Source organism: Flavobacterium flevense (assembly GCF_900142775.1).
GTDB classification, from domain to species: Bacteria; Bacteroidota; Bacteroidia; order Flavobacteriales; family Flavobacteriaceae; genus Flavobacterium; species Flavobacterium flevense.
In genome coordinates this window covers 70,159-83,395 of sequence record NZ_FRCC01000003.1, presented here as the reverse complement: position 1 = coordinate 83,395, position 13,237 = coordinate 70,159, and the positions used below count along the sequence as shown (strand labels likewise).

Sequence of the window (13,237 nt, the reverse complement as noted above, 5' to 3'; positions counted from 1 at the left end):
GAAAATGAAAAAACAATTACTCCTCTTTATAAGCATCCTTTTTATTACTTCTTGTGGTGTAAAACAAACCCGAAACCTGCTGACTTCCGGCAATTATGACGAAGCCATTGATAATGCCATTTATAATTTGCGTTCCAATAAAGACAAGAAAGGAAATCAGGATTATGTTTATTTACTCGAAGAAGCTTTTGCAAAAGCAAAAGAAAGAGATTTAAACAGTTTAAACCTTTTAGAACAGGAGAAAAATCCATTGAATCTGGAGAAAATTTTTAATACTTATGCTCTGTTAAACAACAGACAGGAAAAAATCAAACCTTTGCTTCCTTTAAAATTTCTAAAAGAAGGTAAGAATGCCAAATTTCCATTCGATAATTATAACAAACAAATTGCAGAAAGTAAAACTGCCTTATCTAAGTTTTTATATGCTAATAGTGTGGCATTATTAAAATCTTCCGATAAAATGCAAATCAGAAAAGCGTATGACGATTTAGAATATCTGAATCAGATTAATCCTAACTACAGCAACAGCTTACAACTTCAGCAAGAAGCACTGAACAAAGGAAGGTATTATGTAAATGTAGCATTGCGCAATCAGACTAATATGGTTATTCCTGTGGCTTTGCAAAATGATTTATTGGATTTTAACACTTTTGGGATGAATGATAAATGGACCGTTTATCACAATACTTTTCAAAATCAGGTGCACTATGACTACCAGATTATTGTTAATTTTAAAGCCATCAATATCACGCCGGAACAAATTAAAGAAAAGGAATTTGTTAAAGAAAAAATAATAAAAGATGGTCTAAAAGATCTTTTAGATAAAAACGGAAAGCAGGTAAAAGACAGCCTTGGAAAAGTGATTAAAGTGGATAATTTAAAAACCATTGTCATCAGAATAAGAGAATTTAATCAGTTTAAAGCATGTCAGATTAATGCCAATGTGGATTATATTGATTATAAAAACAAACAGCTTTTACAAAGTTTTCCTTTAGCCTCTGAATCTGTTTTCAGGAATGATTATGCAACTTACAAAGGTGATAAAAGAGCTACTGAAGAAGCTTATTACTCTTATTTTAATCGAAAATTAGTTCCGTTTCCCAGCAATGAACAAATGGTTTACAACACCGGAGAAGATTTAAAACTGAGATTAAAAGACATTTTTACTAAAAACAAATTTAGTAATTAATCCACCCTACGGAGTAATCTGTAATAGATTTAAACTATTTAAACTGAGTATCCAAATGTTAAAATAAATTGTAAAACCGTGTTCAGTTTCAAAAATATGCTTACTTTTGCTGCAATGAATTACAAAAGTGTACATATTACTACATTGTCACGGATAGACAAACCAGTTACTTCGCCCGAAGTACGGATACTTGTATAGTATCTAAAAATGTTTTTGTTTTATTATATTCATTATTTTATTAGTACCACATTGAAATTACAGCCGTTATCCGTTGGGTTTATATATCCAGAAAGTGAAATTTTATTTATTTTATATTCCTACATTTTTTCTTGTTGGTTTTATTATGTTAATTTTGCAAGCAATTTCAAAAAAGGTTCAAAACTAAAATATAATTATTCAACTTTTTTTAACCCAAAATTCATCTTTTGAAATGAATATCTCTATTGTTATAGCTCAGGAAGAACATTTTAAGTATGCGCAAATTATTTGTGATACGATAGAAGCGTCTGCCCTATTGAGAGGAACCGGAATTGCAAAAAGAACTCCTGAATATGTCCAGAAAAAAATGGAAAAAAGGGATGCCGTTATCGCATTAGATAAAAACGGTGACTTTGCAGGTTTCTGCTATATCGAAAGTTGGCAACACGGACAATTTGTTGCTCACTCCGGATTGATTGTACATCCTGATTTTAGAAATTTAGGCTTAGCCAAAAAAATAAAGACCTTCGTATTTGATTATTCCTTAAAAAAATATCCGGGTGCTAAAGTTTTTGGAATCACAACCGGTTTAGCGGTGATGAAAATTAATTCTGATTTAGGATACAAACCCGTGCCTTTTTCTGAGTTAACCAGCGATCCTACCTTTTGGTCCGGCTGTAAAACCTGTACTAATTTTGAAATCTTAAAAAGTAAAGATTACAAAATGTGTTTGTGTACAGGAATGCTTTATGATCCTGCCGAAAAACCTAAAGATCCGCCTAAACATCCTTTCAATGTCCGGATTTGGAATCGTTTAAAGAAAATCAAACAAGCTTTGTTTTTAGAGAATAAAGACGAATATGTCAAATTATTTAAAAAATTAAATCTAATCAGCTAAAAGCCAAAAGCGGATAGCATATATAATAGTTACAAAAATGAAAAAAGTTGTATTAGCTTATAGTGGAGGTTTAGACACCTCATATTGCCTTAAATATCTAAAAAATGAAAAAGGATATGAAGTTCACACCGTATTAATTAATACAGGAGGTTTTGATGATGCCGAATTAAAAGCGATTGAAGACAGAGCCTACGAATTGGGAAGCGCTAAACACGCTAACCTGACTATTTTAGACAAATATTACGACAAAGCCATTAAATATTTGATTTATGGTAATGTTCTAAAAAACAATACTTATCCACTATCAGTAAGTGCTGAAAGAGTTTTTCAGGCAATTGAAGCTATAAAATATGCAAAATCGGTTGGCGCAAGTGCCATCGCACACGGAAGTACCGGTGCCGGAAATGACCAAATTCGTTTTGACCTAATTTTCCAGACTATTGCTCCGGAAATCGAAATCATCACTCCTATTCGTGACTTGAAATTATCTCGTCAGGAAGAAGTAGATTATCTGTCTAAAAACGGCGTGCATTATTCCTGGGAAAAAGCACAATATTCTATCAATAAAGGACTTTGGGGAACAAGTGTAGGCGGAAAAGAAACCTTAACTTCTCACCAGTCTTTACCAAGTGAAGCGTATCCTTCTCAATTAACGAAAGAAGGAGAAGAAAAAGTAACTTTAGAATTCAAAGGCGGCCAATTAGTAGCCGTAAACGGTGTAGCTGATAAACCTTCGAATAATATTGTAGCACTTGAAAAATTAGCCAGTGCTTATGCTATCGGCAGGGATACTCACGTGGGTGATACTATTATCGGGATCAAAGGAAGAGTTGGTTTTGAAGCTGCTGCTCCGCTTATCATCATCAAAGCGCACCATTTATTAGAAAAGCATACACTTGGAAAATGGCAACAATACTGGAAAGAACAATTGGGCAACTGGTACGGAATGTTATTCCATGAAGGTCAATTTTTAGATCCTGTAATGCGTAACATCGAGTCTTTCCTTGAGGATACTCAAAAAACAGTAAACGGAAAAGTTTTTGTTTCGTTGAAACCGTATCATTTTTCATTAGACGGAATCGAATCTGAAAATGATTTAATGAATACCGGTTTTGGTCAGTATGGCGAAATGAACAATGCCTGGACTTCAGATGACGCTAAAGGATTTATCAAAATTTTAGGTAATGCTCAAAACATATTTTCATCTGTAAACAATGAAACTTACGAATAGCATATAAAGTTTTCTCTGGAGCAGAAACATTTGCTTTATAGGAAACAATCGTCCCGCTTTCCGTTTCAATCTTTTCCTTAAAAAAGGAAAAGGATTTTCACTGCAATCGGGGCTAAAAAGAAACATTTTGCTTTTTAAGAATGTTTTCAAATTAAAAAAGTCTGAGTTTTATCTAAAACTTAAACACAATTTTAAACCATTAAGAAATTAAGTTTCATTAAGCTTAATAACCTTAATTTCTTAATGGTTCAATAAAAAAATAAAGATTATGATTACTATTGGAATAATTGGAGGTTCAGGATACACAGCAGGAGAATTAATTAGAATATTAATGTTCCACCCTAATGCTAAATTGGATTTTGTGTATAGTACAACCAACGCCGGAAAACCACTTTCAATTGCACATCAGGATTTGATGGGTGATATCGAAATGAATTTTACTGATACCGTTAATCCTAATGTAGATGTACTTTTCTTATGTCTGGGTCACGGAAAATCAATTTCGTTTTTAGAGAACAATAAATTCTCTGACAACACAAAAATCATCGATTTAGGAAACGATTTCCGTTTGACAAAAGACAAAGTATTTGACGGAAAAACATTTGTTTACGGCTTGCCTGAACTCAACAAATCCGATATTAAAAAAGCGAATTATATTGCTAATCCAGGTTGTTTTGCTACCGCTATCCAACTGGCTTTACTGCCATTAGCAGCTGATGGATTATTGAATGATGATGTTCACATCAATGCCACAACAGGAAGTACCGGTGCCGGAGTTGGTTTAGCTGCCACTTCTCATTTTAGCTGGAGAAACAACAACTTCTCTCATTACAAAGCATTTGAACACCAACACTTGGGCGAAATCAATCAAAGCATCAATCAATTGCAGGCTTCGTATAGTGACGAATTAATTTTTGTTCCCAACAGAGGTGATTTTCCAAGAGGAATTTTTGCAACATTATATACAAAATCAGAAGAAAGTTTAGAAGATTTAGTGGCTAAATACGAAGCTTTTTATGCTGATCAACCGTTTGTAACCGTTACAACTACTAACATCAACATGAAGCAGGTAGTACAAACGAACAAATGTATTATTAGTTTATTGAAAAAAGGAAACCGGGTTTTAATAACATCAACAATTGATAATTTATTAAAAGGCGCCTCTGGTCAGGCAATTCAAAACATGAATTTAATGTTTGGATTAGACGAGACTACAGGATTGCATTTGAAACCGTGTGGATTTTAATCCCCACCCCAGCCCTCCCCGAAGGGGAGGGAGACAAGCCTTTATCAACATTGTCAATTATTTTAGTCTTTAGCGACTAAATAATTAAAAATAAATTAAATTAATATAATCGTGAAATATTTATTCTTTCTCTTCTAAAGAGAGAAAGAATAAATAAAAACTCAAAAGCAACACCCCCCGTTGTACATATTTATTCCCCCTCTTTTGGAGGGGGTTAGGGGGAGGAAAAAAATGAACTTATTTGACGTTTACCCATTATACCCTATTACACCTGTAAAAGCATTAGATTGCACCATTACAGATGATAAAGGAATTGAATATTTAGACTTATACTCCGGTCACGGAGTGATTTCTATTGGTCACACCCAACCGGATTATGTGGCTAAAGTAAAAGCACAACTGGATAATTTGAGTTTTTACTCGAATGCGATTCAGAATCCCTTACAGGTAGAATTAGCAGAGAAATTAGGAAAAGCTTCGGGCTTGACTGATTTCAGCTTATTTCTTTGTAGTTCTGGTGCTGAAGCCAATGAAAATGCTTTAAAAGTAGCTTCTTTTCATACGAATAAATCAAGAGTAATTGCTTTTGACAATTCGTTTCACGGAAGAACTTCGGCAGCAGTTGCAGTTACCGATAACAAAAAAATTGTAGCGCCATTAAACGCACAACAAGTGGTTACTTTCCTGCCGTTGAACCAAATTGATTTGGTAGAAGCTGAATTGCAAAAAGGTGATGTTTGTGCGGTTATAATTGAACCTATTCAGGGTGTTGGTGGTTTAGACCAGGGAACAACTGAGTTTTTTCAGGCTTTGGAAAAAGCATGTAAAGCGAATGACGTAGTTTTGATCTTGGACGAAGTACAATCAGGTTACGGAAGAAGCGGAAAATTCTTTGCTTTTCAACACCACGGAATCCATCCGGATATTGTAACTACTGCTAAAGGAATGGGGAACGGTTTCCCTATTGGAGGCGTTTTGATTTCTCCTAAATTCCAGGCAAGTTACGGATTATTAGGAACTACTTTTGGCGGAAGCCATTTGGCTTGTGCTGCAGGAATTGCTGTTTTAGACGTGATGGAAGCTAAAAACCTAATCGAAAACACGAATAAAGTATCTGAATACTTTTTTGAAGCCATTAAAGTAATTCCTGAAATCATCAAAGTAAAAGGAAGAGGACTGATGTTAGGAGTCGAATTTGATTTTGACGTGAGTGCTTTGAGAAAGAAAATGATTATTGAAAAATACATTTTTACAGGTGGAGCCAATAATAAAAACTTATTGAGAATCCTTCCTCCATTGACAATTACAACGGATGCAATTGATACTTTTATCGTAGCATTACAAGAAAGTCTGGCAGAATTGAAATAACATTTCGCTCATCGCTCCGCAAAGTCTGTGACTTTGAGGAAGTGATAAACGGTCTCTGACCGAATAAACAAAAACGAAGGTTAAAAACCTTCAAACGCATCCACAAAGTCACAGACTTTGCGGAGCAAGATTTTTAGTTGTAACAATTAAAAATAATGTAAAAATCTGTAAAATCAGCGTGCTATTATTTTCACGCAGATTTAAAAAAATTTTAAAGGTCGCTCCGCAAAGTCTCCGACTTTGAGGAAGTGATAAGCGGTCTCTGACCGCATACAAAACGAAGGTTAAAAACCTTCAAACGCATCCACAAAGTCACAGACTTTGCGGGGCAGGGCAAATTAAAAAGATAAGGACTGTTTTTTTTAAGCCAAAGATTGGTTTGCGTGAGGGATAGCAGCGAAAATCCTTTTTTATTAATTGTAGCGTAGCGGAAATGAATAAAAAAGATTGCAGCGAATAGCCCGACCCTGAGTTTTTTTTACGAAGGGACACGTCCAAAACAAAATAACATTTATACTAGAACAAAATGAGTACATTATTATCCATAGAAAAAAGAAACGCGGTATTGAATACGATGGCAGATCTTTTAGAACAAGAAAGAGAAGCTTTGAAAGCTATCAATCAACAGGATTTAGCCAATTACAACGGTGAAGACTTAGCTATGGAGAAACGGCTACTCGTTGATGATGCTAAGGTGGACGGAATGATACTTTCGGTACAACAATTGGCTAGTCAGGAAGATCCTGTGGGTCAGGTTCGTTATGAATTTACTCATGAGAACGGAATGAGAATCAGCAATAAAACGGCTGCTTTTGGAACGATTTTGATTATTTACGAGTCGCGTCCTGATGTAACGGTGGAAGCTGGCGGAATCGCTTTCAAATCAGGAAATAAAATTTTGTTGAAAGGCGGAAAAGAATCCTTGCTTTCAAACCAGAAGATTGTAAGCCTTTGGCACCAAGCTTTGGAAAGCAATGGAGTTTCAACTGACTGGGTCGAATATCTGAATTATGACCGGGTACAAACGCAGGCTTTCTTAGAAAAACCAACACAAAGAGTGGATTTAATTGTACCTCGTGGTGGTGAAAAACTGATTGAGTTTACTAAAAAACACGCAAGTTGTCCGGTGATTGTAAGTGGTCGCGGAAACAATTTTGTATATGTAAGTGCCGATGCCGATTTGGACAAAGCCATGAACATTATTATCAACGGAAAAACCTCAAACATATCAGTTTGCAACGCTTTAGATAAAGTATTAATTGATGTAAATCTACCCAACTGGGAGTCATTTGCTAATGAATTAGTTACTAAATTAAAGAACTTCAACGTAACTGTTTTAGGTGATGACGCTTTCGCAAAAGCGACTCAGGTTCCTGCGATAGAAAATGATTTGATTTGGTACGAAGAGTTTCTGGATTACAAAATTGTCATTGGAACAATAAATTCAAACCAGGCTGCGATTGAAATGATTAATAAATATTGTGGAGGACACTCTGCTTCAATCATTACTGAAAACCGGGATTTAGCTCAGGAATTTATGGAAAATATTGATGCTTCATCAGTTTATCACAATGCTTCTACCCGTTTTACGGATGGAGGACAATTTGGTTTAGGTGGAGAATTAGCTATCAGTACCGATAAATTACACCAACGAGGACCTATTGGTTTACAGCATTTGGTTACCAATAAATGGTATATTTACGGCGAAGGGCAAATCAGGTAGGGACAAGTCGCGACTTGTCTGTACAAAATAAAAAAGAATGGCGAAGAAAAGAATTTTATTAAAACTGGGAAGCAACACGCTAACCAAGGAAACCAATCATATTTCGAGAGGAAAGATTGAGGATATTGGTATGCAAATCGCTGCTTTAAATGACGAATATGAATTTATCATTGTGAGTTCCGGGGCTATTGCTGCGGCAAAACAATTTGTCAAATTAGACAATAATGATAAAGATGTTTTTATCAAACAAGCTTTAGCATCAATAGGTCAGCCTCATTTAATGCGGATTTACAATGAAAACTTTAAGGATTTAGGTTTAAATACGTCGCAGTGTTTGCTTTCTTATTCTGATTTCGAAAAAGAACAGACCAAGAAAAACATTGTAAATACGATCAACGTATTAGTAAAGAATAATTACATTCCTATTATCAACGAAAATGATACCGTTGCTACGGATGAGATTAAATTTGGTGACAATGATAAATTAGCAGCTTTAGCTGCCGTATTACTAAAAGTTGATATTTTGATTATTGCTACAAACACCAATGGAATTTACACAAAAGCATCTATTAGCAATCCAAACCCTGAAACCATAGCGATTGTAAATGATTTAACAATTTTAGAAAAAGAAATTGGCGAATCAAAATCATCTCATGGAACAGGCGGAATGCAATCTAAAATAGAAGCTGCAGCCATTGCAAAAGAAGCTAATATTGAAACCTGGATTGTGAATGGTCTCAACGACAATTTTATATTGAACGCATTAAAAAACGAAATACTTTTTACTAAAATAATATAAGAAGCTATTCGGTGATTTGTTGATTTGGATATCCAATAAACAAATAACTGATTAACAAATAACCCTCTACACTATGAACTACATTTCCATTCAAAATATTGACAACTTATCCCAATGGGTTCAGGATGCACTTAAAATAAAAGCCAATCCTCTTAAGAATAAAAAACTGGGAAAACACAAAACCTTAGGAATGTTATTTTTTAATCCTAGTTTGAGAACCCGCTTAAGTACTCAAAAAGCAGCCTTGAATTTAGGCATGAATGTAATGGTAATGAACTTTACTAATGAAGGCTGGACACTTGAATTTGAAGATGGTGCTATTATGAGTCAGGGCGCTTCAGAACATATCAAAGAAGCTGCCGAAGTAGTGTCTCAATATTGTGATATTATCGCTATCAGAGCTTTTGCCGGATTGGTAGAAAAAGAAAAAGACAATGCCGAAATCGTATTGTCCGGTTTCTTAAAACACGCTACAGTGCCTATTGTAAACATGGAAGGTTGCACGGGACATCCATTACAATCATTGGCAGATGCCATTACTATGGAAGAATTTAAAACACCTCACAGACCAAAAGTTGTTTTAACATGGGCACCACATCCTAAAGCTTTACCTCAGGCTGTTGCCAATTCATTTGTAGAAATGATGCAGTTACAAGATGCTGATTTTGTGATTACGCATCCGGAAGGATACGAATTGAATCCTGAAATTACCAAAGATTCTAAAATAGAACACGATCAGGATAAGGCTTTTGAAAATGCCGATTTCATTTATGCAAAAAACTGGAGTAACTATATAGAATACGGTCAAATTACCAATGCGGATACCAACTGGACAATAACAGCCGAAAAAATGGCTTTGACTAATAATGCCAAATTCATGCATTGTTTGCCGGTAAGACGTAATGTAATTGTTGCCGATGAAGTAATTGACAGTGAAAACTCCATTGTAATTCAGCAGGCCAATAACAGAACCTATGCTGCTCAGTTAGTATTAGAAAAAATATTAAAAAAAGTGTATAAGTAATACCGAAACTACTATTTTACCAGTACTTCAAAATTTTAAAATAATGAAACAACAACTTTCGATAATAAAAATAGGCGGCAATATCATTGATAATCCCACAGAATTAACGCAGTTTCTTGCTGATTTTTCTAAAATAGAAGGCAATAAAGTACTTGTTCATGGTGGTGGAAAATCAGCAACTAAAATGGCGCAAAGTATTGGTTTAGTCCCTCAGATGATTGATGGACGACGCATTACTGACCAACCCATGCTTGATGTTGTAGTGATGATTTATGCCGGCGAAATTAATAAAAATGTTGTTGCGCAGTTACAGGCTAATAATACCAATGCGATGGGTTTTTCCGGAGCTGACGGAAATTTGATTCAATCGACTAAAAGAAATCATCCCACGATTGATTACGGATTTGTAGGTGATGTACAAAAAGTAAATACACCTTTATTAGAAACCTTAATTACTAACGGAATTGTTCCTGTTTTTTGCGCTATCACCCACGATAAAAACGGTCAATTACTAAATACAAATGCGGATACTATTGCCAGCGAATTAGCGATAGCTTTATCAGAAGTATTCGAAGTAACTTTGAATTATTGCTTCGAAAAAGCAGGCGTTTTGACCGATGTTGAAGATGAAAACTCCGTAATTGAACAAATAAATTCTGAGCTTTATGCCCAATTAAAAGCAGAAGGTGCTATCCATTCCGGGATGATTCCTAAATTAGATAATTGTTTTAACAGCTTGTCTAAAGGGGTTCAGAAAATCCGAATAGGACATCACAAAATGTTAAAAAATGCAGCTGCTGTATGCACAAGCATCCAATTATAAGCAACAGTCGTTTTTTTTAAATAAAAAACAACCGTTGAAAAATTAGAAGAAAAACTTCTAAAAAAACTCCAAGAGTAAATTCTTATTGGAAAAACAAAACACAATGAAAAACATCGAAACACTTACTCAAGAAGCAATTACACTATTAAAAAACCTGATTGAAACCCCTTCCTTTTCAAGTGAAGAACAACAAACAGCTCTTTTAATAGAAAATTGGTTTAACCAAAATGAAATACCTTTCAAGAGAGAGAACAACAATGTTTGGGCATTCAATAAACACTTTGACAAAAACAAACCTACCCTTTTATTAAATTCACACCACGATACCGTACGCCCTAATCAGGCGTATACTAATGATCCTTTTAAAGCTATTGTTGAGGATGGAAAATTATACGGTTTAGGCAGTAATGATGCCGGAGGCTGTCTGGTTTCCTTATTGGCTTCGTTTGTCTATTTTTATGAAAAAGAAAACTTAGCACATAATATTGTAATGGTTGCTTCTGCAGAAGAAGAAAGCAGCGGAAAAAACGGTTTAAACAGCGTTTTAAAACACTTACCGGAACTGGAATGCGCTATAGTGGGCGAGCCTACTTTAATGCAATTAGCCGTTGCTGAGAAAGGATTATTAGTCCTGGATGTAAAGGTAAAAGGAACACCAAGTCACGCGGCTCATCAAAACGATGACAGCGCCATCTATAAAACATTGCCTATCGTGGAATGGTTTAAAAACTATTCTTTCGAAAAAGTTTCGGAGCAATTAGGACCTGTAAAAATGACGGTAACTCAAATCAATGCCGGGAAACAGCACAATGTAGTCCCGTCAGAATGTGATTTGGTCGTAGATATCCGGGTAAATGATTGCTACAATAACAGTCAGATTTTAGAAACGGTAAGAGCTAATGTTGACGCCGAAGTAAATCCGCGATCCATGCATTTAAACGCCTCATCTATCCCTGTTTCTCACGGATTAGTTCAGGCAGGAATCACACTGGGAAGAACCACTTATGGCTCTCCTACCCTTTCTGATCAATCGGTTTTGAATTGTAAATCATTAAAATTAGGACCTGGAGACAGTCTGCGTTCGCATTCGGCAGATGAATTTATTTATTTGAACGAAATCGAAGAAGGAATCGAATTGTATATCAAAATACTAAGCGATTTCTTTAAAATTTAGAATATTCAGGAGCTAATCCCGCTATTCGCTGCAATCTTTTTATCCCAAAAGAAGGGATAAAAAGGATTTTCGCTGCTATCGGGGCTAAAAATTATAAAGGATAATAAGTACGGACAAGTCGCGACTTGTCCTTCAACAAAAAATAAATATCGTATGAAACTTTGGGAAAAAGGAATACCAACCGATAAACAAATAGAACAATTTACAGTAGGAAACGACCGTGAACTGGATTTAGTATTAGCTAAATATGATGCTTTAGGTTCTATTGCTCACGCTAAAATGCTGGGACAGATAGGTTTATTGACCCAGACCGAAACAGATTCATTAGTACTTGCGTTAAACGAAATTATCGCTGATGTTGAAAAAGGAGATTTCGAAATCGAAGACAGTTTTGAAGATGTACACTCCAAAATAGAATATCTTTTAACGGTGAAATTAGGCGATGCCGGAAAAAAAATCCATACTGCCCGTTCCCGTAACGATCAGGTTTTAGTCGATGTCAACTTGTACTTAAAAGACGTTGTAAAAGACCTTAAAACACAAGTAAAAACATTGTTTGATTTGTTGATGGAATCGGCAGAACAACATCAAAATGTATTATTGCCGGGGTACACCCATTTACAAATCGCCATGCCATCCTCATTCGGAATGTGGTTTTCAGCTTATGCCGAAACTTTGATTGACGATATCACGATGCTGAATGCTGCTTTAAAAGTAGTAGATCAAAACCCTTTAGGTTCGGCTGCCGGTTACGGAAGCTCCTTCCCTATCAACCGTAGCTATACCACAAAAGAATTAGGTTTCGAAACCTTAAAATACAATTCGGTGGCAGCACAAATGAGCCGCGGAAAATCAGAGAAAACAGTCGCTTTTGCTATGAGCAGTGTGGCGGCAACTCTGGCTAAGTTTTCTATGGATGTGTGTTTGTACATGAGTCAGAATTTTGATTTTATCTCTTTACCTGCTCATTTAACTACAGGTTCCAGCATCATGCCGCACAAGAAAAACCCCGATGTTTTTGAATTAATCCGTGGAAAATGCAACAAAATTCAGGCCTTACCTTACGAAATCACTTTGATTACTAATAATCTTCCAAGTGGCTACCACCGTGATTTGCAGTTATTGAAAGAAGGATTGTTTCCTGCTATCCAAAACCTGCAAGCTTGTCTGGACATTGCTATTTTCTCTATTAAAGACATCAAAGTAAAAGACGAAATCTTAAACGATCCTAAATACAATTACCTGTTTACCGTAGATACCTTAAACGAAATGGTAGTTGCCGGAATGCCTTTTAGAGATGCTTACAAAGCCGTTGCCGAGCAATTAGAAGCCGGAACCTACCAATCTCCAAAAGAAACGAAACACACCCACGAAGGAAGTATCAACAACCTTTGCCTGAAAGAAATCAAAGGAAAAATGAACCGCGCTTTTTAAAAAGAAAATTCAAATATATTTAAAGCCACGAATTCACGAATTAAAAATAATAATTCGTGAATTCGTGGCTTTTAATTTTTCAAATATAAATCTGCTAAAATTCGTGTAATCTGCGGTAAAAAAACAGGAA

Annotated in this window: 11 protein-coding genes; all 11 read left to right on the top strand. The window is 35.4% G+C overall.

Annotated elements, in window-relative coordinates:
• Window positions 1-4 precede the first annotated feature (4 nt).
• Window positions 5-1,189, top strand: a complete 1,185-nt coding sequence (locus tag BUB89_RS06435; protein WP_073243795.1) for a hypothetical protein — start codon at window positions 5-7, stop codon at window positions 1,187-1,189.
• Window positions 1,190-1,619: 430 nt separating this feature from the next.
• The gene (locus tag BUB89_RS06425) at window positions 1,620-2,285 is read left to right on the top strand and encodes a GNAT family N-acetyltransferase (protein ID WP_073243193.1); all 666 of its coding nucleotides are present in this window, start codon (window positions 1,620-1,622) and stop codon (window positions 2,283-2,285) included.
• Between the two features lie 37 nt (window positions 2,286-2,322).
• The gene (locus BUB89_RS06420; RefSeq protein WP_073243191.1) at window positions 2,323-3,516 is read left to right on the top strand and encodes an argininosuccinate synthase; all 1,194 of its coding nucleotides are present in this window, start codon (window positions 2,323-2,325) and stop codon (window positions 3,514-3,516) included.
• A 268-nt stretch (window positions 3,517-3,784) separates the two neighbouring features.
• The gene (argC, locus tag BUB89_RS06415; protein ID WP_073243190.1) at window positions 3,785-4,762 is read left to right on the top strand and encodes an N-acetyl-gamma-glutamyl-phosphate reductase; all 978 of its coding nucleotides are present in this window, start codon (window positions 3,785-3,787) and stop codon (window positions 4,760-4,762) included.
• A 231-nt stretch (window positions 4,763-4,993) separates the two neighbouring features.
• Window positions 4,994-6,130: an aspartate aminotransferase family protein gene (locus BUB89_RS06410; RefSeq protein WP_073243188.1), complete on the top strand. Its 1,137-nt coding sequence runs from the start codon at window positions 4,994-4,996 to the stop codon at window positions 6,128-6,130.
• Between the two features lie 526 nt (window positions 6,131-6,656).
• Window positions 6,657-7,853 (top strand): glutamate-5-semialdehyde dehydrogenase, encoded by a 1,197-nt coding sequence (locus tag BUB89_RS06405; RefSeq protein ID WP_073243186.1) that lies wholly within the window; start codon window positions 6,657-6,659, stop codon window positions 7,851-7,853.
• Between the two features lie 37 nt (window positions 7,854-7,890).
• Complete coding sequence (proB, locus tag BUB89_RS06400) at window positions 7,891-8,652, top strand: glutamate 5-kinase (RefSeq protein WP_073243184.1); 762 nt, start codon at window positions 7,891-7,893, stop codon at window positions 8,650-8,652.
• A gap of 73 nt (window positions 8,653-8,725) precedes the next feature.
• Entirely contained in the window at window positions 8,726-9,676 is a 951-nt protein-coding gene (locus BUB89_RS06395; RefSeq protein ID WP_073243182.1) for an N-acetylornithine carbamoyltransferase, read from the top strand.
• A 43-nt stretch (window positions 9,677-9,719) separates the two neighbouring features.
• A complete protein-coding gene (argB, locus tag BUB89_RS06390) occupies window positions 9,720-10,499 on the top strand; it encodes an acetylglutamate kinase (RefSeq protein ID WP_073243180.1) in 780 nt (259 codons plus the stop codon).
• A 103-nt stretch (window positions 10,500-10,602) separates the two neighbouring features.
• Entirely contained in the window at window positions 10,603-11,673 is a 1,071-nt protein-coding gene (locus BUB89_RS06385; RefSeq protein WP_073243178.1) for a M20 family metallo-hydrolase, read from the top strand.
• A 153-nt stretch (window positions 11,674-11,826) separates the two neighbouring features.
• Entirely contained in the window at window positions 11,827-13,107 is a 1,281-nt protein-coding gene (argH, locus tag BUB89_RS06380) for an argininosuccinate lyase (RefSeq protein WP_073243176.1), read from the top strand.
• Window positions 13,108-13,237: the final 130 nt, after the last annotated feature.

Coding starts and splice junctions, on each gene's coding strand:
- argH (WP_073243176.1), top strand. CDS start 11,827: ATGAAACTTTGGGAAAAAGGAATACCAACCGATAAACAAATAGAACAA.
- BUB89_RS06420 (WP_073243191.1), top strand. CDS start 2,323: ATGAAAAAAGTTGTATTAGCTTATAGTGGAGGTTTAGACACCTCATAT.
- proB (WP_073243184.1), top strand. CDS start 7,891: ATGGCGAAGAAAAGAATTTTATTAAAACTGGGAAGCAACACGCTAACC.
- BUB89_RS06425 (WP_073243193.1), top strand. CDS start 1,620: ATGAATATCTCTATTGTTATAGCTCAGGAAGAACATTTTAAGTATGCG.
- BUB89_RS06395 (WP_073243182.1), top strand. CDS start 8,726: ATGAACTACATTTCCATTCAAAATATTGACAACTTATCCCAATGGGTT.
- BUB89_RS06385 (WP_073243178.1), top strand. CDS start 10,603: ATGAAAAACATCGAAACACTTACTCAAGAAGCAATTACACTATTAAAA.
- BUB89_RS06405 (WP_073243186.1), top strand. CDS start 6,657: ATGAGTACATTATTATCCATAGAAAAAAGAAACGCGGTATTGAATACG.
- BUB89_RS06410 (WP_073243188.1), top strand. CDS start 4,994: ATGAACTTATTTGACGTTTACCCATTATACCCTATTACACCTGTAAAA.
- argB (WP_073243180.1), top strand. CDS start 9,720: ATGAAACAACAACTTTCGATAATAAAAATAGGCGGCAATATCATTGAT.
- argC (WP_073243190.1), top strand. CDS start 3,785: ATGATTACTATTGGAATAATTGGAGGTTCAGGATACACAGCAGGAGAA.
- BUB89_RS06435 (WP_073243795.1), top strand. CDS start 5: ATGAAAAAACAATTACTCCTCTTTATAAGCATCCTTTTTATTACTTCT.